At 65.7% G+C, this 24,747-nt stretch carries 25 protein-coding genes and 1 other RNA gene; 13 read left to right on the top strand and 13 right to left on the bottom strand.

Annotated elements, in window-relative coordinates; translation table 11 throughout:
• Nucleotides 1-2: 2 nt before the first annotated feature.
• From dnaJ to hrcA, 4 genes are all read right to left on the bottom strand, one after another.
• Nucleotides 3-1,136, bottom strand: coding sequence for a molecular chaperone DnaJ (gene dnaJ, locus ACUXVE_RS12610; RefSeq protein WP_025878872.1), 1,134 nt, complete (start codon nt 1,134-1,136; stop codon nt 3-5).
• Between the two features lie 154 nt (nt 1,137-1,290).
• Nucleotides 1,291-3,216, bottom strand: a complete 1,926-nt coding sequence (gene dnaK / locus ACUXVE_RS12615) for a molecular chaperone DnaK (protein WP_025878871.1) — start codon at nt 3,214-3,216, stop codon at nt 1,291-1,293.
• 202 nt (nt 3,217-3,418) lie between these two features.
• Nucleotides 3,419-3,934 (bottom strand): nucleotide exchange factor GrpE, encoded by a 516-nt coding sequence (gene grpE, locus ACUXVE_RS12620; RefSeq protein WP_025878870.1) that lies wholly within the window; start codon nt 3,932-3,934, stop codon nt 3,419-3,421.
• Between the two features lie 63 nt (nt 3,935-3,997).
• Complete coding sequence (gene hrcA, locus ACUXVE_RS12625; protein WP_025878869.1) at nt 3,998-5,062, bottom strand: heat-inducible transcriptional repressor HrcA; 1,065 nt, start codon at nt 5,060-5,062, stop codon at nt 3,998-4,000.
• A 115-nt stretch (nt 5,063-5,177) separates the two neighbouring features.
• Between hrcA and recN the strand changes: the two genes are divergently transcribed.
• Nucleotides 5,178-6,839 carry a DNA repair protein RecN gene (recN, locus tag ACUXVE_RS12630; protein WP_445514506.1) on the top strand — a complete coding sequence of 554 codons (1,662 nt, stop codon included), beginning with the start codon at nt 5,178-5,180 and terminating at the stop codon, nt 6,837-6,839.
• A gap of 127 nt (nt 6,840-6,966) precedes the next feature.
• On the opposite strand, the gene ACUXVE_RS12635 is transcribed toward recN, so the two are convergent.
• Nucleotides 6,967-7,884: a LysR family transcriptional regulator gene (locus ACUXVE_RS12635; RefSeq protein WP_222389915.1), complete on the bottom strand. Its 918-nt coding sequence runs from the start codon at nt 7,882-7,884 to the stop codon at nt 6,967-6,969.
• 96 nt (nt 7,885-7,980) lie between these two features.
• Here ACUXVE_RS12635 and ACUXVE_RS12640 point away from each other — a divergent pair, with 96 nt between their 5' ends.
• Nucleotides 7,981-9,231, top strand: coding sequence for an SGNH/GDSL hydrolase family protein (locus tag ACUXVE_RS12640; protein ID WP_445514507.1), 1,251 nt, complete (start codon nt 7,981-7,983; stop codon nt 9,229-9,231).
• Nucleotides 9,232-9,294: 63 nt separating this feature from the next.
• On the opposite strand, the gene fur is transcribed toward ACUXVE_RS12640, so the two are convergent.
• Nucleotides 9,295-9,702 (bottom strand): ferric iron uptake transcriptional regulator, encoded by a 408-nt coding sequence (gene fur / locus ACUXVE_RS12645; RefSeq protein WP_025878865.1) that lies wholly within the window; start codon nt 9,700-9,702, stop codon nt 9,295-9,297.
• A gap of 103 nt (nt 9,703-9,805) precedes the next feature.
• Here fur and ACUXVE_RS12650 point away from each other — a divergent pair, with 103 nt between their 5' ends.
• Complete coding sequence (locus tag ACUXVE_RS12650) at nt 9,806-10,201, top strand: outer membrane protein assembly factor BamE (RefSeq protein ID WP_049468453.1); 396 nt, start codon at nt 9,806-9,808, stop codon at nt 10,199-10,201.
• Between the two features lie 35 nt (nt 10,202-10,236).
• Here ACUXVE_RS12650 and ACUXVE_RS12655 read toward each other — a convergent pair whose 3' ends face one another.
• Both ACUXVE_RS12655 and ACUXVE_RS12660 read right to left on the bottom strand, forming a co-directional pair.
• A complete protein-coding gene (locus ACUXVE_RS12655; RefSeq protein ID WP_222389917.1) occupies nt 10,237-10,494 on the bottom strand; it encodes an RnfH family protein in 258 nt (85 codons plus the stop codon).
• 3 nt (nt 10,495-10,497) lie between these two features.
• Entirely contained in the window at nt 10,498-10,923 is a 426-nt protein-coding gene (locus tag ACUXVE_RS12660; RefSeq protein ID WP_093819936.1) for a type II toxin-antitoxin system RatA family toxin, read from the bottom strand.
• A 57-nt stretch (nt 10,924-10,980) separates the two neighbouring features.
• On the opposite strand from ACUXVE_RS12660, the gene smpB reads away from it, so the two are divergent.
• The gene (gene smpB / locus ACUXVE_RS12665) at nt 10,981-11,484 is read left to right on the top strand and encodes an SsrA-binding protein SmpB (protein ID WP_025878861.1); all 504 of its coding nucleotides are present in this window, start codon (nt 10,981-10,983) and stop codon (nt 11,482-11,484) included.
• Nucleotides 11,484-11,912 carry a GNAT family N-acetyltransferase gene (locus tag ACUXVE_RS12670; RefSeq protein WP_445514508.1) on the top strand — a complete coding sequence of 143 codons (429 nt, stop codon included), beginning with the start codon at nt 11,484-11,486 and terminating at the stop codon, nt 11,910-11,912. Before smpB ends, ACUXVE_RS12670 begins: the two co-directional genes overlap by 1 nt.
• Nucleotides 11,913-11,994: 82 nt before the next feature.
• On the opposite strand, the gene ACUXVE_RS12675 is transcribed toward ACUXVE_RS12670, so the two are convergent.
• Complete coding sequence (locus tag ACUXVE_RS12675) at nt 11,995-12,567, bottom strand: hypothetical protein (RefSeq protein WP_025878859.1); 573 nt, start codon at nt 12,565-12,567, stop codon at nt 11,995-11,997.
• Between the two features lie 240 nt (nt 12,568-12,807).
• On the opposite strand from ACUXVE_RS12675, the gene ssrA reads away from it, so the two are divergent.
• Nucleotides 12,808-13,200: a transfer-messenger RNA gene (gene ssrA, locus ACUXVE_RS12680) on the top strand.
• 194 nt (nt 13,201-13,394) lie between these two features.
• Here the strand turns inward: ssrA and ACUXVE_RS12685 are convergent.
• Nucleotides 13,395-15,560, bottom strand: coding sequence for a hypothetical protein (locus tag ACUXVE_RS12685; protein WP_445514509.1), 2,166 nt, complete (start codon nt 15,558-15,560; stop codon nt 13,395-13,397).
• Between the two features lie 192 nt (nt 15,561-15,752).
• Between ACUXVE_RS12685 and ACUXVE_RS12690 the strand changes: the two genes are divergently transcribed.
• The 6 genes from ACUXVE_RS12690 (at nt 15,753) to ACUXVE_RS12715 (ending at nt 21,726) form a co-directional block, all read left to right on the top strand.
• Nucleotides 15,753-16,220: a hypothetical protein gene (locus tag ACUXVE_RS12690; RefSeq protein ID WP_445514510.1), complete on the top strand. Its 468-nt coding sequence runs from the start codon at nt 15,753-15,755 to the stop codon at nt 16,218-16,220.
• Between the two features lie 115 nt (nt 16,221-16,335).
• Nucleotides 16,336-18,339 carry an esterase/lipase family protein gene (locus ACUXVE_RS12695; protein ID WP_445514511.1) on the top strand — a complete coding sequence of 668 codons (2,004 nt, stop codon included), beginning with the start codon at nt 16,336-16,338 and terminating at the stop codon, nt 18,337-18,339.
• A gap of 65 nt (nt 18,340-18,404) precedes the next feature.
• Nucleotides 18,405-19,385, top strand: coding sequence for a hypothetical protein (locus ACUXVE_RS12700; RefSeq protein WP_445514512.1), 981 nt, complete (start codon nt 18,405-18,407; stop codon nt 19,383-19,385).
• 78 nt (nt 19,386-19,463) lie between these two features.
• Nucleotides 19,464-20,336 (top strand): glyoxalase III HchA, encoded by an 873-nt coding sequence (gene hchA, locus ACUXVE_RS12705; RefSeq protein WP_445514513.1) that lies wholly within the window; start codon nt 19,464-19,466, stop codon nt 20,334-20,336.
• A gap of 176 nt (nt 20,337-20,512) precedes the next feature.
• The gene (locus tag ACUXVE_RS12710; protein WP_261311927.1) at nt 20,513-20,737 is read left to right on the top strand and encodes a hypothetical protein; all 225 of its coding nucleotides are present in this window, start codon (nt 20,513-20,515) and stop codon (nt 20,735-20,737) included.
• Nucleotides 20,738-20,871: 134 nt separating this feature from the next.
• Nucleotides 20,872-21,726 (top strand): endonuclease/exonuclease/phosphatase family protein, encoded by an 855-nt coding sequence (locus ACUXVE_RS12715; RefSeq protein WP_140225928.1) that lies wholly within the window; start codon nt 20,872-20,874, stop codon nt 21,724-21,726.
• An 18-nt stretch (nt 21,727-21,744) separates the two neighbouring features.
• Here ACUXVE_RS12715 and ACUXVE_RS12720 read toward each other — a convergent pair whose 3' ends face one another.
• A complete protein-coding gene (locus tag ACUXVE_RS12720) occupies nt 21,745-22,008 on the bottom strand; it encodes a hypothetical protein (protein ID WP_222389947.1) in 264 nt (87 codons plus the stop codon).
• A 140-nt stretch (nt 22,009-22,148) separates the two neighbouring features.
• Between ACUXVE_RS12720 and ACUXVE_RS12725 the strand changes: the two genes are divergently transcribed.
• Nucleotides 22,149-22,526 (top strand): VOC family protein, encoded by a 378-nt coding sequence (locus tag ACUXVE_RS12725; RefSeq protein WP_033830848.1) that lies wholly within the window; start codon nt 22,149-22,151, stop codon nt 22,524-22,526.
• 41 nt (nt 22,527-22,567) lie between these two features.
• On the opposite strand, the gene ACUXVE_RS12730 is transcribed toward ACUXVE_RS12725, so the two are convergent.
• Together ACUXVE_RS12730 and ACUXVE_RS12735 are read right to left on the bottom strand one after the other, a co-directional pair.
• Nucleotides 22,568-23,989, bottom strand: coding sequence for an efflux transporter outer membrane subunit (locus tag ACUXVE_RS12730; protein WP_025878845.1), 1,422 nt, complete (start codon nt 23,987-23,989; stop codon nt 22,568-22,570).
• A complete protein-coding gene (locus tag ACUXVE_RS12735) occupies nt 23,983-24,720 on the bottom strand; it encodes an SDR family oxidoreductase (RefSeq protein WP_222389948.1) in 738 nt (245 codons plus the stop codon). The genes ACUXVE_RS12730 and ACUXVE_RS12735 overlap by 7 nt, the downstream gene beginning before the upstream one ends.
• Nucleotides 24,721-24,747: the final 27 nt, after the last annotated feature.

Genomic DNA, 24,747 nt, shown 5'->3' on the forward strand with positions numbered 1-24,747 from the left:
GATCAGGACGTCATCCGATCCCAGAAGCCCTTGACGCCGTCGATGAAGGTCGCCGACTTCGGCGAATGCTTGCGCGCGTCCTCGCCGTTGAAGGTGGCTTCGAACTGCTCCAGCAGTTTGCGCTGGTCGCTGGTGAGGTTGACCGGCGTCTCCACTACCACGCGGCAGTACAGGTCACCCTCGCTGCGGCTGCGCACCGAACGCACGCCCTTGCCACGCAGGCGGAACAGCTTGCCGGTCTGGGTCTCGGCCGGGATACGGATTTCCGCTTCGCCACCGAGGGTGGCCACGCGCACGGTATCGCCCAGTGCGGCCTGCGAAATGCGGATCGGCACTTCGCAGTGCAGGTCGTCGCCGTCGCGCTGGAAGATGTGGTGCTCGCGCACGCGCACTTCCACGTACAGATCGCCCGGTGGCGTCCCCGCAGGGCCGGCCTCGCCCTCACCCGCCAGGCGGATGCGGTCGCCGGTATCCACGCCCGCCGGCACCTTCACCGACAGCACCTTGTCTTCTTCGACACGGCCGTTGCCGTGGCAGGTCTTGCAGGGCTTGGCGATGATCTGGCCACGGCCACCACAGTTGTGGCAGGCCTGCTGCATGGCGAAGATGCCGCGCTGGATGCGCACCTGGCCACGACCATGGCAGACGTTGCAGGTCTCGACCTTGCCGTCTTCCGAGCCGCTGCCATCGCAGTCGCCGCATTCGGCCAGGGTCGGAATCTCGATGCGACGCTCGACGCCACGCACCGCTTCTTCCAGGTCCAGCTCCATCACGTAACCGATGTCGGCGCCGCGACGCGCCTGGCGCGGGCCACCACCGCCGGCACCACCAAAGATGTTGCCGAAGATGTCGCCGAAAATATCGTTCATGTCCGGGCCGCCCGGACCACCGCCACCACCGCCCATGCCGTGTTCGAACGCGGCATGGCCATGGCTGTCGTACATGCGGCGCTTGTTGCCGTCGGACAGGACTTCGTAGGCTTCCTTGCACTCCTTGAAGGAGGCTTCGGCCGCCGCATCACCCGGGTTGCGGTCCGGGTGGAACTTCATCGCGCAACGGCGGTAGGACTTCTTCAGTTCTTCGTCGGTGGCGGTGCGGGCAACGCCCAGCACTTCGTAGTAATCGCGCTTGCTCATATCGTGGATCGCATTCCGGAAAGTCGGGATTCGTCAAAGCGGAAGAGCGGAACCATGTCCGCTCTTGCGTCGGGCGCCCCGACACGCCAGAGGGCGGTCAGGACCCTGGTACGACAACGGGACGCTGGCAACCAGCGTCCCGTGTCGGTCCGGATCAGGACTTCTTGTCGTCCTTGACTTCGGTGAACTCGGCGTCCACCACGTCATCCTGCGCCTTGCCCGCATTGCCGGCGTCGGCACCCGGGGCGGCACCGCCCTGGTCGGCCGAAGCCGCAGCGAACAGCGACTGGCCAGCTTCTTCCAGCACCTTCGACTTGGCTTCGATCTGCGCCTTGTCGTCACCCTTCATCGCGGTTTCCAGATCGGCCAAGGCCGCTTCCACCTTGCCGATCACTTCGCCACCAACCTTGCTGCCGTGCTCGGTGATCGCGCTGCGGGTGCCGTGGATCAGGGCATCGGCCTGGTTGCGGGCCTGCACCAGCTCCTGGAACTTCTTGTCTTCTTCGCGGTTGGCTTCCGCGTCGGCGACCATGCGTGCGATCTCTTCCTCGGACAGACCCGAACCGGCCTTGATCTCGACCTTCTGTTCCTTGTTGGTCTTCTTGTCCTTGGCCGACACGTGCAGGATGCCGTTGGCGTCGATGTCGAAGGACACTTCCACCTGCGGCAGGCCGCGCGGGGCCGGCTCGATGCCGGACAGGTCGAACTTGGCCAGCGACTTGTTGAAGCGGGCCTGTTCGCGCTCACCCTGCAGAACGTGCACGGTCACGGCCGACTGGTTGTCCTCGGCGGTGGAGAACACCTGCGAGGCCTTGGTCGGGATGGTGGTGTTCTTTTCGATGATCTTGGTGAACACACCGCCCATGGTTTCGATGCCCAGCGACAGCGGGGTCACGTCCAGCAGCAGCACGTCCTTGACGTCGCCACCAAGCACGCCGCCCTGGATCGCAGCACCCAGTGCCACCGCTTCGTCCGGGTTGACGTCCTTGCGCGGTTCCTTGCCGAAGAACTCGGTGACAGCCTGCTGCACCTTCGGCATGCGGGTCTGGCCACCGACCAGGATCACTTCGCTGATGTCGCTCGAACGCAGGCCGGCATCGTTCAGGGCGACGCGGCACGGCTCGATCGACTTCCTGATCAGCTCTTCCACCAGCGATTCCAGCTTGGCGCGGGTCAGCTTGATGTTCAGGTGCTTCGGACCCGACGCGTCAGCGGTGACGTACGGCAGGTTCACTTCGGTCTGCTGGGCGCTGGACAGTTCGATCTTGGCGCGCTCGGCAGCATCCTTCAGGCGCTGCAGGGCCAGCGGATCCTTGCGCAGGTCGATGCCCTGGTCCTTGTTGAACTCTTCAACCAGGTACTCGATGACGCGGTTGTCGAAGTCTTCGCCACCCAGGAAGGTGTCGCCGTTGGTGGCCAGCACCTCGAACTGCTTTTCGCCGTCGACATTGGCGATCTCGATCACCGAGACGTCGAAGGTGCCGCCGCCCAGGTCGTAGACAACGATCTTGCGATCCTTGTTGTCGCCCTTGTCCAGGCCATAGGCCAGCGCGGCCGCGGTCGGCTCGTTGATGATGCGCTTGACGTCCAGGCCGGCGATGCGGCCAGCGTCCTTGGTTGCCTGGCGCTGGCTGTCGTTGAAGTAGGCCGGCACGGTGATGACCGCTTCGGTGACCTTCTCACCGAGGAAGTCCTCGGCGGTCTTCTTCATCTTCTCCAGCACCTTGGCCGAGATTTCCTGCGGTGCCATCTTCTTGGCATCGCTGGTGGCCACCCAGGCATCGCCATTGTCATGGGCCAGGATGCTGTACGGGACGTGCGCGATGTCCTTCTGCACTTCGGCGTCGGTGAACTTGCGGCCGATCAGGCGCTTCACCGCGTAGAAGGTGTTCTTCGGATTGGTCACGGCCTGGCGCTTGGCCGAGGCACCGACCAGGACTTCGCCGTCCTTGGTGTAGGCGACGATCGACGGGGTGGTGCGATCGCCTTCCGAATTTTCGATGACGCGGGCCTTGCCGCCGTCCATGATCGCCACGCACGAGTTGGTGGTGCCGAGGTCGATACCAATGATCTTGCCCATGGGGGAGACTCCTGAAGGATGTTGTTTTTGTCAGTCCGGCCGTTCGGCCGGTGGATGAATGGGATGTGGGGGAGGCTCGTGGAACATTCAAGCCATCCCCCGAACGCTGTGTTTCCGTTCGCCCAACACGTTCAGCGTCGGTCGTGCCGATGCCCCGGTCGCGGCGGGAAAACCCGCGCCAGGCCAGGCCCGGCGCCCGCGGTCAGTCGGCGGCAACCACCACCAGCGCCGGCCGCAGCAGGCGCTCGTTGAGCAGGTAGCCCTTCTGGAACACGGTCACCACGCTGCCCGGTGCGGCGCCGGGGGCAGCGACCTGGCTGATCGCCTGGTGGTGTTCGGGGTTGAACGGCTGCCCGGTCGGGTCCAGCAGCACCAGGCCGTTGTCACCAGCGACCTTCAGCAGCTGCTTGTAGGTCAGCTCCAGGCCCTCGCGAAGCGGATGGGCATCGTCGCCGGCGGCCTTGAGGCCGGCATCGAGGCTGTCGAATACCGGCAGCAGTTCGCCCAGCAGCTTCTCGTTGGCGAACTTGCGCGCCTGTTCGATGTCGCGGGCCACGCGCTTGCGCTGGTTGTCGAGGTCGGCGCGCTCACGCAGCGCTTCGGCCTTGACCTGCTCCACTTCGGCACGGAGCTGTTCGATCTGTTCGTTGACGCCCTCGGCGGCAGCTGCGTCGGCGGCGGCCTGCTGGGCGGCGATGTCTGGCTGATCTTGATTCATGTCTGGGTCCCTGGCGGTCACTCTCCGCCTCCACCCACCCTAGTGTGGGCGGGATGCTGCGTTTCAAGCGTCCGATGCACCCGGAGTTCGCCCGCCCGGCGAAAAGGCCGCGCCGAGCACATCGGCGGTGGCCTGGACCAGCGGAATCATCCGGTCGTAGGCCATCCGCTTCGGCCCGATCACGCCCAGCACGCCCAGTACCTGGCCGTTGGCGGTGTACGGCGCGGTGACCAGCGAGACGCCCTGCAGGGGTACCACGCCGGTTTCCTCGCCGATGAAGATGCGCACGCCGGGGGCCTGGATGGTCCGCTCCAGCAGCTGCAGGATCTCGCGCTTGCTGGAAAACAGCTCGAACAGCTCGCGCAGGCGCTCCAGGTCGGACAAGTCCTGCACCCCCATCAGACGCGTCTGGCCGGCCACCAGCATGTCGTCGGCCGGCGGCTGCAGGGCCTGCTCGGCCAGTTCGACGCTGTGCGCCAGCACCTGTTCCAGCTCGGAACGGGCGTCGCGCAGCTCCAGCAGCAGGCGGGTACGGATCTCGGCCAGGGGCAGCCCGGCAAAGTGGGCATTGAGGTAGTTGGCCACCTGCTCCAGCTGCCCCGGTGCGAAGTCCTGGCGGGTCTCGATCACCCGGTTCTGCACTTCATTGTCGGCAAACACCAGGATCGCCAGCACCCGGCGCCCATCCAGCGCCACGAAATCGATCTGGCGGAAGGCGAACTGCTCGCGGCGCGGCGCGCTGACCACGCCAACGAAGTGGCTCATCGCCGACAGCAGCTCCGACGCACTGCCGAGCAGCGCCTGGGTACTGCCGCCTCCGGCCAGCTCCTGACGCAGCCGGGCCAGCTCCCCTTCGCCCGGCGGCTGCATCTGCAACAGGCTGTCGACGAACACCCGGTAGCCATGCGCGGTTGGAATCCGGCCCGCCGACGTATGCGGCGAGGCCAGCAGTCCCAGGTCTTCCAGGTCACCGAGGATGTTGCGGATGGTGGCCGGACTGACCTCCAGACCGGCCACGCGCGCCAGTGTCTGCGAACCCACGGGCTCGCCATCCTGGATGTAGCGCGCGATCAGCGTGCGCAGCAGGTGCCGCGCGCGCGGGGCAAGTTGGTCGGGAGAACCGTGCATGGAATCAACCTGTGAGACAGAGACATTAGATAATGGCGGCGCATCCCCTTGGCAAGTCATTGGACGACCCCGCCGCGCGTGCTAGCGTTGCGCGGCTGCAGACACCCCCTTACCCATGCTCAGACATCTTTCAATCAAGGATTTCGCCGTCGTCCGCGCCACCGAACTGGAGTTCGGGCCGGGCATGACCGTGGTTTCAGGCGAGACCGGCGCGGGCAAGTCGCTGATGGTCGACGCCCTGGGCTTCCTGTCCGGACTGCGCGCCGACAGCGGCGTGGTCCGCCATGGCGCGGCCCGGGCCGAACTGTCGGCCGAATTCGCGCTGGACCAGCTGCAGGCCGCCCGCCAGTGGCTGGCCAGCAATGAGCTGGACGATGAAGACCAATGCCAGCTGCGCCGCGTGATCCGCGCCGACGGCGGCTCGCGCTCGTGGATCAACGGCCGCCCGGTCACCCTGGCGCAGCTGGCCGACCTCGCCGGCCTGCTGGTGGAAATCCATGGCCAGCATGAGCAGCAGGCCCTGCTGACGCGCCCGTCGCAGCTGGCCCTGCTGGACGCCTATGCCCGCAACGAAAGCGAACGCCGCCAGGTGCGCCGCGCTGCCGTCGCCTGGCAGGCGCTGGTCGATGAATCCCTGGCACTTTCGCAACAGGGCGACGTGAGTGACCGCATCGGCTTCCTCGAACACCAGCTGCGCGAACTGGACCGTGAGGATCTGGAGCCGGAGTCGATCACCGCGCTCGGCGCCAGCCATCGCCGTCAGGCGCATGCCAGCGCCCTGTTGGCCGCCTGCCAGGCAGCTTCAGACCAGCTCAACGGCGACGAAGGCCACTCGGCGCTGGACCTGCTGCAGCAGGTGCGGCATGAACTGGCCCGGGTGGCCGAACATGACCCGCGGCTGGGCGATGTCGATGCATTGATCGACAGCGCTTCCATCCAGCTGCACGAGGCCCTCGCCCTGCTCGACCGGGTGCATGACGACCTGGACGCCGATCCGGACCAGTTCGAGGAGAACGAGCGCCGCCTCGGCCGCCTGCACGACCTGGCCCGCAAGCACCGCGTGCCCATGGATGAGCTGGCTGCGCAGCGTGAGCGCATGCACGCCGAAGTGGAACAGCTGCGCGGCGCCGACGAGCGCCTGCAGCGTCTGGCCGGCGAAATTGAGAAGGCCGCAGCGGCCTGGCGTGTCGAGGCCGCAGTACTGACCACCAGCCGCCGTACCGCTGCTGCCGAGCTGTCGGCCACCACCACCGGCATCATTGCCGAGCTGGGCATGGGCGGCGGCCAGTTCCTGATCGAGCTGGAGCCGCAGGACAACGGCAAGCCGGACCCGCAGGGCGCCGAGCGCGTCGAGTTCCTGGTGGCTGCCAATGCCGGCCAGCCACCGCGTGCGCTGCGCAAGGTCGCTTCCGGTGGCGAGCTGTCACGTATTTCGCTGGCCATCGAAGTGGCCGCGCTCGACCTGGATGCAGTGCCGACCATGGTGTTCGACGAAGTCGACTCCGGCATCGGTGGCGCGGTGGCCGATATCGTCGGCCAGAAGCTGCGCGCCCTCGGCGAAAAGCGCCAGGTGCTGTGCGTGACCCATCTGCCGCAGGTTGCCTCCAAGGGCCACGCCCATTACCGGGTCAGCAAGGCACCGGTGGAAGGCATGACCCAGAGCGCGGTGGAGAAGCTCGACGCAAAGGCCCGCGAGGAAGAGCTGGCGCGCATGCTGGGTGGCGTGGAAGTGAGCAAGGAAGCCCGCGCCGCCGCGCGCAAGCTGCTGCAGGTGTAGGATCCTGCACGCCTGTTGGCGCGCGTGAATCGCGGGCATTCATCCACGCATGGCGTGGATCTACTGCAGGCCTGACGCCCGGTAGTGCCGGCCGCTGGCCGGCAACCCGACGCACGTGGACCAATACCTACCCCCGCGGCTGCGTCAGGTCGACGTTCTCCACCAGGAAATCAAGGAACGCGCGCACCCGCAGCGGCAGGTAGCCCCCCTGCCCGAGGAACACCGCGTGCACCTCTTCCAGGTCGCCCGGGTTGGCGTCCTCCAGCACCGGCAGCAACCGGCCTGCCGCGATGTCGGCCTGCACCTGGAACGCCGCCAGCCGGGCCAGGCCCAGCCCACCCAGCACCAGCTGACGCAGCGCGTCGCCATTGCTGGCGCGCGCATTTCCGCTGGGCAGTACCCGCTGCTGCTGGCCATCCTGCAGCAGCGGCCAGCCCTGCACCGACCGTGCATGGCCGATATCCAACCGGTTGTGCACCAGCAGCGCGTCGGCATTGGCCGGCAGTCCGTGTCGTGCCGCATAGGCCGGTGCCGCCACGATCATCATCCGCGTTGCTCCCAGCCGGCGCGCGACCAGACTGGAACTCTTCAACGGGCCGGCCCGCACCGCCACGTCCGTGCGCTGCTCCAGCAGATCGATCACCTCGTCGGTCAGGGTCAGGTCCACACCGACCTGCGGGTGGCGCTGCAGGAAGTCTGGCAGCAGTGGCAGCAGGAAGTGCTGGCCGAACGGCACGTTGGCATTGACCCGCAGCCGCCCGCGCGGCTCGGCGTGGGCGCTGGCACAGCGTTCGGCCTCTTCCAGATCGGCCAGCACCCGCAGGCCGCGCTCATAGAACGAACAACCCTCCGGGGTCAGCTGCAACTGGCGGGTGGAGCGCTGCAGCAGGCGCGTGCCCAGCCGCTGCTCCAGCCGCGCGACCAGCTTGCTGACCGCCGACGGCGTCATCTCAAGGCTGCGGGCGGCAGCGGAAAAGCCGCCGGTTTCGATCACCCGCACGAACACTTCCAGTTCGCCGGATCGGTTGATGTCGGTGCGTGCCATGCGATGAATCAGATTCACAGATGATTATCCATGCGCAGTCTAGTTCACAGATGACCCTGGACGCACCATGGCCGTCACCCCCACCGGGTCATTTCGATGAATCGCCTGAGCCAACTGACCGCCACCGCCCTGCTTGCCCTGTCCGGCGCCGCCACTGCGTCACCCGCCCCGCACTGGGTCGCCAGCTGGCAGGCCAGCCCGCAGCCGGTGTGGGGCAGCGATTTCCTGTTTCCTACCCTCATTCCCGGCCAACTGCAGGACCAGACCTTCCGCCAGAGCGCTCGCATCAGCCTGGGCGGGTCGCGCCTGCGGATCCGCCTGAGCAATGCCTACGGCACCCAACCTTTGCGGATCGGCGCTGCCAGCATCGCCGCCCATGCGGGGGACACGCCGCAGCCGCTGCGCTTCGGCGGCCAGCCCGGGGTCGTGATTGCGCCCGGGCAGGACCGCCTGAGCGATCCGCTGTCCCTTCCCACCGCTGATCGGCAGGCGGTGCAGGTCAGCGTTTACCTGCCCGACCGCACGCCGCTGCAGACCTTCCATTGGGAAGGGCGGCAGACCAGTTGGATTGCGCCGGGCGACCAGCATCAACGGCCCGCGCTGCACGACGCCAGCAGCACCACGGCCCGCCTGCTCCTGTCGGCCATCGACGTCGAGGTCCCGGCCAGCGCGCGCAGCGTGGTGGTGATCGGCGATTCCATCACCGATGGCGCCACCGCCAGCCTCGACCAGGACCAGCGCTGGACCGATCACCTCGCCGCGCGGCTGGCACCCGAAGGTGTAGCGGTGGTCAATGCCGGCATCTCCGGCGGTCGCCTGCTGCGCGATGGCATGGGCGAATCGGCCCGCAAGCGCTTCCAGAGTGACGTGCTCGACCAGCCGGGCGTCGCCAGTGTGATCGTGCTGATCGGCATCAACGACATCAGCTGGCCGGGCACGGCCTTTGCCCGCACGCAGGCCAGGCCCAGCCTGGCCGAGCTGCAGGCCGGCTACCGCGACCTGGCCCAGCGCGCCCATGCACACGGCCTGCGCATCCTCGGCGCGACACTGACACCGTTTGCCGGCGCCCTGCCCGGCACCCCGCTGGACGACTACTACGCCGCGGACAAGGACGCCCTGCGCCAGCAGCTCAACGCCTGGCTGCGCACGGACAGCCCGTTCGACGCGGTGATCGACCTCGATGCGGCCCTGCGTGATCCGGCCGATCCCTCACGGATGGCGGCGGCCTACGACTCCGGCGACCACCTGCACCCGGGCGATGCGGGGAACCGGGCGATGGCCGAGACGGTGGATCTGGACGTCCTGATGGGGCCATCCACGCAGGGCGTGGATCTACCGCGACGCTGAGGCCAGACAAGCAAAAACCCCGGGCAGGCCCGGGGTTTCGTCGCAATCAGCTGGCTGCGGGGCTTACTTGCGCTTCTTGCGCACGTACAGCACCAGCGAGTGCTCTTCGAGCTCGTAGCCGTGATCGGCAGCGATCTTGCGCTGCAGGTCTTCGATCTCGGTGCTTTCGAACTCGATGATCTTGCCGCTGTCCACATCGACCATGTGGTCATGGTGGCCGCCGCGGTCGAGTTCGTAGACGGCCTGGCCGCCTTCGAAATTGTGCTTGAGCACGAGGCCGGCGGCCTCGAACTGGGTCAGCACCCGGTACACCGTGGCCAGGCCGATCTCGTCGCCATGCTCCAGCAGCTGGCGGTAGATGTCTTCGGCGGTCATGTGGTGCTGGGCATTGCGCTGCTCGAGCAGCGCCAGGATCCGCATCCGCGGATGGGTCACCTTCAGGCCGACTTTACGCAGGTCGTGGGTTTCCATAGGTCTCCGTTCATTGGCGATTTAGCGCCAGCTGCCTCGGATTGGGTCGCGGTGGCACGCCGGGAGTGTATCATCGGATTGATTTCCCCAACCGCCAGTCCCGATGCGCAATCTCCTGTTGGTCGCCGCCGTCGCCTTGTCCACCACCGGGTGCGGCATCATCTACAAGCAACCCATCTACCAGGGCAACCTGATCCGGGAAGATGCCGTGGCCAAGCTGCAGGTCGGGCAGAGCAAGCAGCAGGTCAACGCCCTGCTGGGCACCCCCTCTGTGCCGGACCCGTTCCACGCCCAGCGCTGGGACTACACCTCGACCGAGCGCGTGAACCGCCTGGGCCGTACCGACGTGAAGAATTTCGTCGTGTACTTCGAAAATGATGTGGTCACCCGTTGGGAAGGCGATTACTTCCCGGCCAACGACAAGGCCCTTGCCCAGCAGACCGTGCGCCAGTTCGGCCGCAATCTGCCGAAGGACAAGAAGAAGAAGGGCGGCCGCTGAGCCACCCTGCCCGTCCTCCGGGACGGGCCTGGGGATCACCCGCCGCGCGCGCGACGCCGGCGGTTGTCCTTGGGGTCGGCCTGCAGCACGCGCAGCAGCTCGACACGATCGCCATCCAGCAGCACCTGCTGCGGCCGCGCCAGTACGCCATGCACGGCGGCGGCCGGACAGTCGGTACTGCCTTCGAGCCCGGCCGCTGCTATCGCATCAGCCACGGTCGTCCCTTCGTCCAGCTGCAACCGGCGCGACAGCACCCGCTGTGGCCAGGCCAGCACGACCTCGACCTCGATCATCGTTCAGTCCTCGTCGGCGACGCGGACGAAATCGTTGACCATGCGATCGGCCAATCCCTGGAAGCCGATGGCCAGCGCTGGACCCAGCAGGCGTGAACTCGGCTCGAAGTCCAGGGTGAGGGTGACCTTGCAGGCATCTTCGGCCAGGGCATGGAATTCCCAGCGGCCATGCAGTTGCTTGAACGGCCCCTCGCGCAGCTGCATGTCGATGCTGTGCGGGCGTTGCAGGGTGTTTTCGGTCTGGAACCAGGTGCTGAACGAACCCAGGCCCAGGTCCAGGCGAGCGACCAGCCGGTCTTCGCCCTGCTCGACGATGCGGGCATCGGAGCACCAGCGGAAGCGGCGCGGATAGGCCTGGACGTCGTTGACCAGATCGAACATGCGCGCGGCCGAATGTTCGACCAAGGCACTGCGGCGGATAGTAGGCATGAATACAGGACGCTTCGGCAATCGACCGGGCGGGCCCGAATCGGAGACAATACGGAAATGAGCAAGAACACCGGCAAGGATAAAGCAAAGAGCGCGACGGCCAACAAGACCATCGCGTTGAACAAGCGTGCCCGTCACGAGTACCACATCGAAGACCGCTTCGAAGCCGGCCTGGCCCTGCAGGGCTGGGAAGTGAAGTCGATCCGCGCTGGCCGCGGCAACATCGTCGACGCCTACGCCTATGTGAAGGACGGCGAGATCTTCCTGATCGGCGCGCAGATCACCCCGCTGATCCAGGCCTCCACCCACGTGGTGGCCAACGACCGGCGCGAGCGCAAGCTGCTGCTGCACCGGAGCGAGATCGACAAGCTGGTTGGCAAGGTCGAGCGTGATGGCTACACGATCGTGCCCACCGCCATGTACTGGAGCAAGAACAAGATCAAGCTGGAAGTGGCGCTGGCCAAGGGCAAGCAGACCCACGACAAGCGCGATGCCGCCAAGGATCGTGACTGGGCGATCGAGAAGCAGCGGGTGATGCGTCGCGGCAACCGCGACGCCTGATGGAGCGCGCCGACGCTCCTGCGGCGGCCAATGCTGAAGACGCGCGCGAGCTGTGTGCGCGGTTGTCTGCGTTCAATCGCGCCAGCAGCGGTTTCAACTTCGAAGACGTGCCGGTCCGGCTGGCCTGGCGCGATGAACAAGGTGAACTGCGGGGCGGACTGCTTGCCGATGTCTGCGCAGGCTGGCTGCAGGTGCATGTCCTGTGGGTCGACCCGGAACTTCGCGGGCGTGGCATCGGCCAGCGCCTGTTGGCGGATGCCGAGATCCAGGCCCGTCACGTTGGTGCGTGCGGGGTGATGCTCGACACCTTCGACTGGCAGGCCGAACACTTCTACCTGCGACAGGGCTATGAAGTGTTCGGGCGGCTCCCCGACTGCCCGCCGGGCCACGAGCGGATCTATCTGCGCAAGGTGCTGCCAGGCCTTTAGCCCACGGCACCTCCGTCGGCTTTCGAAGGATTGCGCCAGACTGCCCCAGCGCGGGGCATCGCCCACCGTTACGGGCAACGACTCAACCCGCCAGCATGCCCTGCCCGCGCAGACGCGGTGACAGCGCCGCGTGCATCACCGCCAGGTGCATCACCACCGACAGCTCCGGGGCATGGCGATCATCGCCGGCACGCCACTGCTGCGCCAGCCGCGCGGCGTCGACGGGCAGCAGGGCCAGCAACTGGGCGTCGTCCAGCGCGTCGGCGGATGCCTGCAGCTGCCGCGCCAGTTGCCGCGACTGCCACACGTGCACGCCAATGCTGAGGCTGGCCAGCGACATCAGGGTCAGGGCCAGGCCATGTTCGAACCACTGTGACAGCACATCCGGACCCCACAGCAGTGCGGCCAGTACCGCCAGGGCCGGCAGCCGCCAGCCCAGCCAATGGAAGCGGCCACGCCGAGGCCAATGCACCACCACCGCACTGGCGATCAGCGCGGCTGCAGCCGTGGCCGGCAACTCGGTTGCCCAGGTTGCAGCCAACAACACCGCCAGCACCGCCCAGACCCAGCCGGGCGGCAGTGCCCGCCGCTGGTAATCGGCCCCTACCGGGCCAACCAGCTGACGCAGGCTGCGTTGTTGCATTGCTTCGGTCACCGGCCGTCTCCGTCTCTGTTCTGGCTGGAATGGTCGTAGCCAGTGTGTCGCAAATTCGTGCCCGCGACGTTAGCAATCCGCTATGACGGACGCTCTACAACATGTTGCGGATTGACGTGGCGACGGTTGGGCGAGCCGGGTGACTGTTCAGGCTTTTTGGCGTAGCATGTGCGGTGTTAGGCAGGTACTGATCGTGGCAACACGGAACAGACCTCGCACCTTGCAGAACTTGAAGAAACCGGGGGTGCATTGGTTTCGACGGGGGTTGTGAAGTCGCCTGGCGCATGCCGAGGGGGTAGCTTTCCTCGTAAATCCAGCTGCAAAACTCTAGTTGCCAACGACGACAACTACGCTCCGGTCGCTCTCGCAGCCTAAAAACTGCGGTGCGTGACCTTCTGCCGACTTAGGCGGAGCCTCGAAACTGCTTGTGTCCATGCTCGCAGCGTAGAGTCATTATCATGGAATCGCGCTGGGCGGCTGCCTGTCAGTCCGGCACAAGAACACAACAGGCTGGTTCCCGGGTGCGCTTTGCACACCGTGCTGCTCGGGGATGAGATTCAACGGTGAGCTAAGCATGTAGTGCTGGGGATGGAGTGCCTTCGGACGGCGGTTCAATTCCGCCCACCTCCACCATTTGTACCGCCCTTCGGGGCACGAAAAGCCAGATCTCCCGTCGATTGGGGTCTGGCTTTTTTGTTTCCAGCGATCAGCTTACGCCCCCACTACGAGGCGCGTTGCCGCCGGATCCCGCCGCCCTCAAGTGAAGGCCCCAGTGCAGCCAGGCAAAGGCCTGCCGCACCGGTCCCGCTGCTTCCCGCCAAGCCCCCTCAACGCGCCGGGCGTATCTGCCAGAGTTCGTACGCGCCTTCTTTCATGAGGGGTGTTGCTCGCCCATCGGCACGGAGGGTTGCAATCGCAGTACGCAGGATATGGTCTCTTTCCTGGCCCCCCGCGGCGCCGGGAGAGCGGACGATGAGGTATTCAGTACCGATGAGTTCGAGGAACGTGAGCGTGTGTTCAGGGCTATCCACCAGTCCCGGGCGCGTCAGGGCGATAATATCGACCGGCTCATATCGGATCGGCAGCCAGAAACCTTCGCCGCCGACATCGCCTACGACCCGCGTACTCGGGGCCTCCCGCGCAAGACGCTGTGCCGTCCTTTCCAGGCCGATGTCCCGCCAGGCAGCAGCACGTCGCGAGGCGGTATCGAACATGGGACGGTCAAGGCGGGTATCGAACGCGCGGGTGCCGGGTCCCCAAGCACCCGTCACCAGACACATCAAAGCCGAAGCTGCCGCGATGCAGAAGATCAAGCCACACATTACCCGGCCCACACTGGGGAGCAGCTGCCACTTCCACAGCGATTGCTGGACAAGGAAACCCGCGAACATCATCAGGCTCAGCACAGGCGTGATGAAATAGTTTCCATCCGCACCTGATGCTTCGATGTAGCGATTACCCAACAGCATCGGGAAGAACAGCAACCCGATGAAAAGCACGGGTAAAGCGCGCTTCCAGGCAATGGGTCTTCTGCACCCCAGCACCAGAGCCGCCAGAGGCAGACCCAGCCACGCATTACCTGTCCACAGAATCTGCAGCAGAGGGTACTGGCGTGGATCGAACAGATACGCCAACAGCGCCTGTCCCGGGGGGAGATAGACAAGCAGATCACTGGTCGGAAGGTGACCGACCGGCGAGCGCAACGGCAAGCCCCACGCCGCGAAAAGGTCCAAGGCTGCATTGGGGGCGACAATGGGCACTCCGGCCAACCACCAGGTTCGCGCAGTGATGAGCCACACCAGCAGAATCACCGCGAAGAACACGCCGCTCGCGACCATGGCACTCAGCTGCCCACGGCGATGACACTGGCGGCGCCATCGAACAAGGGCGGTGATCGCCAGCACACCGATGGCCATCGTGTACGGAATGTTGGACAGCCTGGCCTGGCTGGCCAGCAGGGCCGCGGCCGCTGCAATCCAGAACCACCCTGCCCCTCCTCTGTTGCCAAGTCGAAGCACTGCCAGCAGCGATATGGCAAGCAACAACGCTGCCAAGGCGTCGCCCTTGGCAGTGATTGAGATGTTGGCGAACGCTGGCAGCGTTGCAAGCAGTGCGACAACGTAGGGCCGCAACGAACGTCCCACACGCAACTCGCGCAGGATCTGTGAAGCAACAGCAAGGGTGGCCAGCCAGCAGCCGATGCTCAAGCCGATGATGGCCGAAATGCTCCCGATTGCCGCCAGTGGCACCTGGAGCATCTCGATCAGCTTTGGATAGTAATGGACCGGCGCGACAAGGCCTTCACTGAAGAAAATGTTGCCGCTGGCGATCAATGCACGGTCAGCCGACAGGCCGTACCAGTTCGAATCGAAATCCGATGAAACCGATGCCTTTGCAAACAGCACGAAGGTCAGGGTCGCGATCAAGGCGGTGACCGCAGGCGTTCGCTTACCGCCTCGTCGCACGCTGGACAGCAACATCCCTCCAAGCCACGGTCCGCGCCGCAGGACGAGCACGCCTCCCAGTACCACCAATGCCAGCCAGGCGAGTGCCTGCATGCTGCCGAGGCCAAGCAGCGAAGCCGTCCAAAGCAGAAGCGAGCAGGACACGATGCCAGCCAAGCCGACAATGACCTGCTGGCCCGGATCACGTCGGGATACACCACCGGCCAAGGCAACCAGGCATCCGCCCAGGGCGAAAATGCCTTCCAGATAGAGATAGCTGGCCAGCATCGCCACATCCACACCATGATGCCGGGCATACAGCACGGAAACGGCTGCAACACTCCCCCACAGGGCCGGGCCACGCAGCAGCTTCAGGGCCCCATACAGCACCAGAAACAGAAATAACGATTCCAGAGCCCCCTGCCATGCCGCCGGCTGCCTTACGTGCCACCCCCATACGCCTGGCCCGACCAGGGACCAAATCGGGACCGCAATGAAGACCAGTACCATCGCACTCACGAGTGCAAGTCTGGCGACGGGTGATTTCATGGATCCGCTCAATGGTATGCATGGGATGGCGCAGATTACTGTCTGGTACTGCGCTCGTCATCCTCGGGCCGCATGCGTGCGTGGGCAACCGATCCGTGCGGGATCGAGCGACGTGCCAGTGGCCGGCAGCCCCGCACTACCCCACACTGTGGCCATCTCTCCCGTCGTCCACGACGTCCAGAAGGATCTGCGATGAACACGCCTCTGCTCGCCCTGCTGTTGGGTGTGACCGTATCGACCGCCGCTGTTGCCGCACCTCCGGCAACCAGCACCACCGCACTGGAAGCCCTGCTGGCCTGCAAGGCGGGTTCCGATTTCACCGAAGCGCAGGTGGAGCAGGCATTCCAGTCCGCCGGCCTGAGCCGCGACCCCGGCAGCGTGTTCGAGCCCAAGGGCAAGCCGGTGGCGCTGTTCGGAGGCACCGTAGCCAGCGCGGATGTGAGCATTTCCAAGCCCTACAAGAGCCTGCACGTGTATCTGCAGGGCGTCGATCACCAGCGTTTGGCCCGATCCTGGGGAGTGACGACGGTCAACGACGCGGCCGAGACCGAAGCGCCTTCCTACCTCAAGAAGATTGATGCCACGCACACGCTGCATGTGGGTGCCGGTGACGACTACGAAGGTTATTCGGCTGCGGTGACCTGCCTGATCGAAGGATGATCTGCGGGGAGACCGGCTGACAGGCGGGTTCGCCGGGCACGGTCCGGCGCTGCCGCAGGCCTGCTTCCGCGTTGACACGCCTGCCGCTAGAGTGGCGCCAGCGCAGGGAGTCCACATGCAAAGAACAGGCATCGGCGTCATCCGCACCACCTTCGTCCTCGTTGCCCTGCTCGCCCTGAGCGGATGCGCGACGCTGCGCCAGTTCGGCCCATCGGTGCAGGTGGGCACGGTCACGCCAGGACAGTACATCGCGCTCAAGCGCGGTGACATTCTCACCAGCGGCAAGCTCAGCGCGGCCACCATGGAGACCCTGCGCGTGGCCGGCCTGGACGAGGGCGCCTGTGCCAAGCCCGGCCTGCCCTGCATCGAGGCGATGGAGGGCAGCATCGTCGTCCGCGAGGAAGACAAGCGCTCGGCGCTGGCCGAACTGTGGGTGCAGTATGCGATGACGATGCCGGCGCCAAAGCGCGAGTCGGCGTCGGTGGCCCGCAGCAAGGCCGCGACCACCCCGCCCGACCCGACCTTCCAGCCGCGCCTGGATGCGTGGATGCAGATCGCGCGGCAGTCCTACGCATATCTGTTCTTCACCGAACGCACCGCCAACCAGCGTGGCTTCGAAGACCGCCAGACCCAGGTGCGGGACTACTACAACCTGGCCGTGCAGGAATCAGCCGTGCTGCTGTTCGAAGCCTATTCGAGCAAGCAGGTGCGCAACGACAACGGGCGGTTCCAGCTGGGACGCTGGACCTTCGTACTCGCGCCTGCCGACGATGGCCCGGCAGCGGGCACGCGCGAGCCGATCGAACTGGTACCGGCCGCATCGATGTCCTTCACCGGCACCCTGCGCAGCGTGCATCGCCGCGACGGCTTTGGTGCCGAACTGGTGGCGGTGATGGCCGACCCGGCCAGCACCGGGCCGGCGGCCGCCGCCGCTGGTACCGCAACGACGGCCGAGCGCGACTGGAGCGAGATGCCGTCGCCGTCGATGACCGTGCTGCTGCGTTTTTCCGGCAACAACCTGTGGGAAGTGCTGCACGACGACGAGCCGGAACTGGAGATCCACGACCCCTACCAGGTGGCGGTGGTGGAACTGCACGGCGAGCAGGTGCCACTGGCGGCGAACTTCACCGCTGGTTACGCGCTGTGGCTGGCCCGCTCCAACTTCAGCCGGCAATCGCTGCGTACGCTGTTCGGCGGCAAGGGCGGTATCGACAAGCCACATCTGTTCATGATGCAGCCGTACGATCCGGACCGCCGCGTGCTGCTGATGATCCATGGCCTGGCCAGCAGCCCGGAGGCGTGGGTCAACGTGGCCAACGAGCTGATGCGTGACGATGAGATCCGCGGCGACTTCCAGATCTGGCAGTTCTACTACCCGACCAACATGCCGATCGCCCTCAGCCACGATGAGATCCGGCGGATCCTGCACGAGGCACTGCAGCACTTCGACCCAACCGGCAAGGCGCTGGCATCGCACAACATGGTGGTGGTCGCGCACAGCATGGGCGGGGTGATTTCGCGGCTGATGGTGTCCTCCTCCGGCGACCATCTGGTCGACACCCTGCTGGCGACCGCGCAGATGACCCCGGCGCAGCGCGAACTGCTGCGTACGAAGGGCGCGCCAGTGCTCACATTCCAGCCGGAACCGGAAATCTCACGGGTGGTGTTCATCGCTACCCCCCATCGCGGCACCGATGTTGCCGGCACGCGCCTGGGGCGCTGGCTCGGCCGCTTCGTGCGCCTGCCGCTGACCGTGCTGGAGGATGTCGCGACATTGGCAAACGACGGCAAGGTCGAGCGCAACGACGACAAGCACGGCTACCAGATGAACAGCATCCAGAACCTGGACAAGGACGATGCCTTCGTCAAGGCCGTGGCCGATCTGCCGATATCGCCGAAGGTGCGTTACCACTCGATCATCGCGCGGACCCAGGCCGAAGGTCCGCTGGAAAAGACCGACGATGGACTGGTTCCCTACTGGAGCTCGCACCTGCCGAAGGCCGTCTCGGAAAAGGTGATCGTGTCCGGTCACAGCGTGCAGGAAGCCACGCCGGCCATCGTCGAACTCCGCCGCATCCTGCATGAGGACATGGAGGCTCATCCTCTGCCGGCGAAGTAGCGCACGACTTAAAGCAACCATGGCCCGCGCTTTCCCGTCCGGGCCACCGACAACGAGGCAATGGAATGCATATCTCAACACTGGTCGAGCTGCTCGGCAGCAAGGGCTCGGATGCTCGTCTGCAGGCATGGTTCGCGCAGCACGGTATCGGCAAGCCCCCGACCACGATCAGCGCGAACCAGGGGCAGAAATCGGTCAAGGACAAGCTCCACGACATGGAGTTCTACTTTGCCTTCGACATCATCAATGATCGCTTCTATCCGCCCACCGTCGGAGCGCGTGGCAGCCTGCTGAGCCACTTCAAGTCCGCCACCCTGTTCAGTCGCCGGCCCAAGGGCAATCCGCCAAAGCCCGAAGGCTTCTGGGACGGATACGTGCAGCCATCAGCCACATTCCAGGACTGCCTGGCGTACTTCAACGGCCGGTTGGAAGAATTCGGCGACACCGCCTACTTTGAAAAGCCGCTTACCGGGGACGTCGACATCAAGCTCTGGTTCTGCAAGCGCAGGCAGCGCGTGGACACCATCCAGCTCAATCTGCATGAGGACCGCGAGTTCATCGGCCATCATGATTTCGACCCTGGCAATGAACACAACACCACCCCGCAGGCGGCAACGCTGGTACTGAAGTGGCTGTTCGATCGCCGGCACCTGCGGGTGCCGCAGGCACTCTACGAGGCCGGGTTGGAGGATGATCACCAAGCGATCCTGCGCTTTGCCGAGCAACATCTTGGCAACCACGTCTGGGCAGGCCAGCTTCACGATTCACCTGCGCTGCGCAGCGTGCTGGCCCACACCAGGACCACCCGCCCCCTGCGAATGGACAACGGCAGCCCGCTGCACCTGTTCGACAAGTGGCTGTACCTGAAGGCAGGCGGAGCATGGGAACGGCATCAGGCCCTCTACAACGACGACACACTGGCGGACTGGAGTGCGAGCGTGGATGCGTTCGAACGCGCGGTGGTGCTTGATGCCGCGCAGCGACAGGCCTTCCTGGCAATGCTGGACGACGCCTACCAGCGGGTTCAGCAAGCGCACCCTGCCTGATCGCATTGAGGGAAATCCCTCATCGTGCGTACGCATCGCTCTGGCTAAGGTGACCACTCTCTTCCGCAGGAGGTCCGCATGAACACGTCAGAGCCCAGCCGTCAGCCCAGCCCCGACCCGGCCGAGCGCAATGCGTTTTTCCCGTCGCCGTACTCGCTGTCCCAGTTCACTTCGGCAACCACCGATCTGTCCGGCGCGGACTATCCCGATGCCCGTCGTGATGGACGCTGGAAAGTGCTGATGATCGCCGCCGACGAACGTTATCTGCCGACCGCCAACGGCCGCCTGTTCTCGACCGGCAACCATCCGGTGGAGACGCTGCTGCCGATGTATCACCTGCACAAGGCCGGTTTCGGGATCGACGTGGCGACGCTGTCGGGCAACCCGGTGAAGTTTGAGTGGTGGGCGTTCCCACGCGAAGACCGCGAGATCGGCGACCTGTACGAACGCTACGAATCCCGCTTCCGCCAGCCTCTGCACCTGGACGAGGTGGCGAGGGCACTCGATACCGGTTCGGACTATGCCGCGGTGTTCATTCCCGGCGGTCACGGTGCGTTGATCGGCCTACCGGAAAGCCGCGCAGTGAAGGCCATCCTGCAGTGGGCGGTGGACAATCAACGTCACATCATCACCCTCTGCCACGGCCCTGCCGCGCTGCTGGCAGCCGGCGTGGATGAGCCCAATGGCGGTTCATTGTTCCGCGGTCATCGGATCTGCGCCTTCCCCGATGCGATGGACCGGCAGACCCCGGATATCGGCTACATGCCTGGTCAACTGCCGTGGTTCTTCGGCGAGCGCCTGGCCCAGCAGGGCGTGCAGATCGTCAACGAGGGCATCGATGGCAGCGTGATGCAGGACCGCCTGCTGTTGACCGGCGACAGCCCGCTGGCGGGCAATGCGCTGGGCAAGCTGGCTGCGCGCACCCTGCTGGATGCGTTAGCCGGTCGCTGAGAGGACAGGCACTTCCTGCCGGCGCAGGCTGCGTGCTACACAGGACCGCGCCTGTGTTCTGCTGCAGGTGTGGCGCCGGCACGCTGTTGCCAGCGGCGGTCGGCAGTTATCGCATCAATGGAGTCTGGTAGCACCCACGACAACAAGGAGTGTGATCAATGACGTTGCACAATCGAATGACCGCTTTTTCCTTCGCTGCAGTAGTTGCGCTTGCCGCGCTGGTGCCTTCAGCACCGGCAAATGCCGCCGAAGAGGTCGGCCTGCAGGAAGAGTGCGTGCCCTTCCGGGCCGGCTTCGGCATCCACCAGCGTTGCACGCTGTACGTGGTCTATGACGATGGCACCCGCGTGGCCAGCGACCACTACAACCGCGACGAGAACGGGATGATGTACGACCCCTGATCGCCTGTGGCATCTGCCGGGCGGCCGCACGCCGTCCGCCCGGCCCTTGCAGCCGCCCATCCCGGCATACCACTGCCCTTGCCTTCCATGGCATCCTCCATGAAACCGCTTTCATGGAATGGAGGGATTCCACGATGTTGTCTCGCTTCCGCACGTCCGCGCTCTGCGCACTCCTGGCTTTCGCAGTGCCCGCCGTCACCTGGGCAGCCTCGCCCGCGCCGTTGAAGGTGATGTCCTTCAACGTACGCACCCCTGCCGACACCGACCCCGGCAAGCGCTGGGAGGACCGCCGCGACGCCATGGTCAAGGTGATCCAGCAGGCACACCCAGCCGTGATCGGCACCCAGGAGCTGGTGCTGGAGCAGGCCAATTACCTGGCCGAGCACCTGCCCGACTATCGCTGGTTCGGCGAAGGCCGCCGCGGTGGCAGTGGCGACGAACACATGGGCGTGTTCTACGACAGCAAGGTGCTGGCGATGGAAGAGTCAGGCAACTTCTGGCTGTCCGATACGCCCGAGGTCGCAGGCAGCATCAGCTGGGGCAACCTGTTCCCGCGCATGGTCACCTGGGCCGTGTTCCGCCGCCTGGATGATGGCCGTCGCTTCTACTTCATGAACACCCACCTGCCCTACCGCGACGAGGACGAACCGCGCCGGATCAAGGGAGCCGAACTGATTGCCACGCGCGTGGCCGCGCTGCCTTCCGACCTGCCGGTGGTGCTGACCGGTGATTTCAACAGCGAGCCCGGCGGCGGCACCTATCAGGCCTTCACCCGGGTGCTTCAGGACACCCGTCGCCAGGTCAAGTCGCCGCAGGGTCCGCGCCTGACCTTCCACAACTTCACAGGAACGGCGACCGCCGAGCTGGACTGGGTGCTGGTGCGTGGCTTCCACGCGCGCAGCTTCCTCACCGATGACCGCCGCATCGACGGCGTACTGCCCTCCGACCACTTCCCGCTGGTGGTTGAGCTGGACTGGCCGAAACACTGAGCAATGCGGCGACCCTCGCTACGGCGACGGTCGCTTGCCCAGCAGGCGGTACAGCGCCTGGTGCTGGTCGCGCGCCTGGCAGATGCGCGCGCCGACGGCAAGGAACACCGCAATGCCGACAAGGCCAGCACCCAGCATTGAATCGGGCAGGCGCACGAAGCCGATCACTGCGGCCATCGCGGCCAGTACCAGCAACACCACCACGCCGACCGACAGCCCGGCCCCCGGCAGGCCGGGATCACCGAGCAGCGTCCGTTGCGCCGATTGCTTCTGTTCGCCCATGTCCTGTCCTCCCGTGGTTTTCTCCACTAGTTACACGGCGGGCGGCACTTCCGGCAGAGTCAGAAACGTCACAGCGGCGAGAACGTCCACGGCGGCCCGCGCGCTACCCTGCCAGCATCATCGTTGAGCGGAGACAACGCATGACCCATCGCAGCCGACTGGCCGGGTTCATCATCGATTGCCAGGACACGCCCGCCGCAGACAGCGCGCGCTTCTGGGCCGCAGCGCTGGGCCTGCAGGCCGAGCCTGCCCGTGCTGAAGGCGACGCAGAGTATGCCGATCTGACAGGCGCGCCGGCGGGATTGAACGTGGAGGTGCAGCGGGTCGATCACCCGTCGCGGGTGCATCTGGATATCGAAAGCGACGACATCGACGCCGAAGCCGAAAGGCTGGAAAAACTCGGTGCCCGCCGGGTCGGTTTCGTCAAACGCTGGTGGGTGATGGAAGCGCCCACCGGTCATCGATTCTGCATCGTGCGCATGCGTGATCACGATGCTCCGGCCAACCACTGGCCATGATGGAAAAAGGGACGGAAGCAGATGCTTCCGTCCCCTGTCGATCAGCGCGCCTGCGCCACGCTCGGCGCCTGCGGTGACTGGCCCCAGCCACCGAGTGCCTTGTACACACCCACGACACTGACATTGACCTCTGATTCGGCGGCCGCCAGTGCATCATCGGCCACCAGCTGCGTGCGCTGCGCGTCCAGCAGGGTCAGGAAGTCCTCCGACCCTTCGCGGTAGCGGATCTGCGCCAGCGATTCGGCACGCCGTGCCGCCTGCGCCTGCTCGACAACGATGGCCAACCGCGCCTGCTGCTTGGAGTAGCGGGTCAACGCGTTTTCGGTGTCCTCCAGCGCCAGCAGCACCGCCTGTTCGTACTGCGCGGCCACGCCCTCGGCCTCAGCCTTGCTGGCACGCAGGCGTGCCTTGACCGTGCCGAAGTCGAATGCCGCCCAGCTCAACGATGGGGTCAGCGACCAGGCCTTGTTGTTGCCGTTGACCAGGCCACTGGCATCGCCGCCGAGGAAGCCGACGAAACCGGACAGCGACAGCCGCGGGAACAGATCGGCCGTGGCCACGCCGACACGCGCGGTGGCGGCAGCCAGGCGACGCTCGGCCACGCGCACGTCGGCACGCTGGCGCAGCAGTTCGCGGGTATCACCCAGCGGCAGTGCCTTGGCAAACGCCGGCACTTCGTGCGGTGCCAGCATGGCGGTCAGCACCTCCGGGCGCTGGCCAAGCAGGACAGCCAACCGGTTGCGCGACTGCGTCTCGGCCACTTCCAGCAGCGGGATGTCGGCCTCGATGGCTTTCAACCGTGCGCGGCTGCTCTGCACGTCCAGCTCGCTGCCGGCACCCAGTTCCCAGCGCGCCTCGGTCAGCCGCTGCGTATCGCGCAGGTTGACCAGGGTGCGCTGGGCCACCGCGATGCGCTTCTGGGTGCCACGCAGTTCGAAGTAGTTGCGTGCCACTTCGGCAGCGATCAGCACCTGCGCGTCGGCAAGGTTGGCCTGCTCGGCGTCCAGATCGGCACGCGCAGCCTCTGCAGCACGGCGCTTGCGGCCGAACAGATCCAGCTCCCAGCCCGCATCGAAGCCGAGCTGGTAGCTTTCACTGAACACCCGCTGCCCACCCAGCTGCGGATCGGGTTGCTTGCGGCGGTCGTAGCTGCCGCCAGCGGTAACGTGTGGCGCCTGGTCGAAGCGGCTCTCGACAAACACGGCACGGGCCTGGCTGACACGGGCGACAGCCACGCGCAGGTCCAGGTTGTCCGACAGCGCGCCGTGCACCAGTTCTTCAAGCACGGGGTCATCGAACTGCGCCCACCAGCTGGCCACCGGCGAGGTGGTGCTGAAGACCGGCTGCTGTGCACCCTGCAGGACGACGGGCTCCTGCACCGGTGCCTTGTAGTTGGGGCCGACGCTGACACAGCCCGCCAGCACCAGGCTGGAGACGGCCATCGCCAGGGTGCGGATCACCATGGCAGCACCTCGCCCAGGTAGGTGAAGCTGCCGCTGGCGCCGGACTCGCCGATCAGCGCCATCTGCACGCTGGAACGCGCGCCCTCGGCGATTTCGATCTCGCCGTTGCCACCGTTCATATCGGTTTTCACGTAACCGGGGTGCACGGTGTTGACCTTGATCGGCGTACTGCGCAGTTCATGGGCCAGGGCCAGGGTCCAGCTGTTCACCGCGGCCTTGGACGCGTTGTAGGCCGGGATCTTGAAGTCGTAGATGCCCGAGGTCGGATCGGCATGCAGGGTCTGCGAGCCGAGCATGCTGGAGACGTTGACGATGCGGCCGGACTTGGCCTGCTTGATCAGCGGCAGGAAGGCCTGGGTCACCGCCACCAGCGCATACACGTTGGTCTCGAACGTGCGACGCCAGGTGTCCAGCGACTGCTCCGACGGCAGTTGCGCTGGGTTCTCGATCATGATGCCGGCGTTGTTGACGAGGATGTCCAGACGACCATGGCGCTGACGCACCTGCTCGACCGCCTCGGCGATGCTGGCGCCATCATTGACGTCCAGCTGCAGCGCTTCCACCGGCAGGCGCTCGGCCTGCAGCTTCAACGCCAGTTCCACTGCGGTTTCGCGCTTGCGCCCGGCCAGCAGCGTGTGCACGCCGGCCTGTGCCAGCTGGCGCACGGTTTCCAGGCCGATGCCGCGGGTTGCGCCGGTGACCAGCGCGATCTTGTTCTGATGGGTGTTCATGGATTCATTGCCTTGGTAGGGGGAAGC

Source organism: Stenotrophomonas sp. 3(2025) (assembly GCF_052665395.1).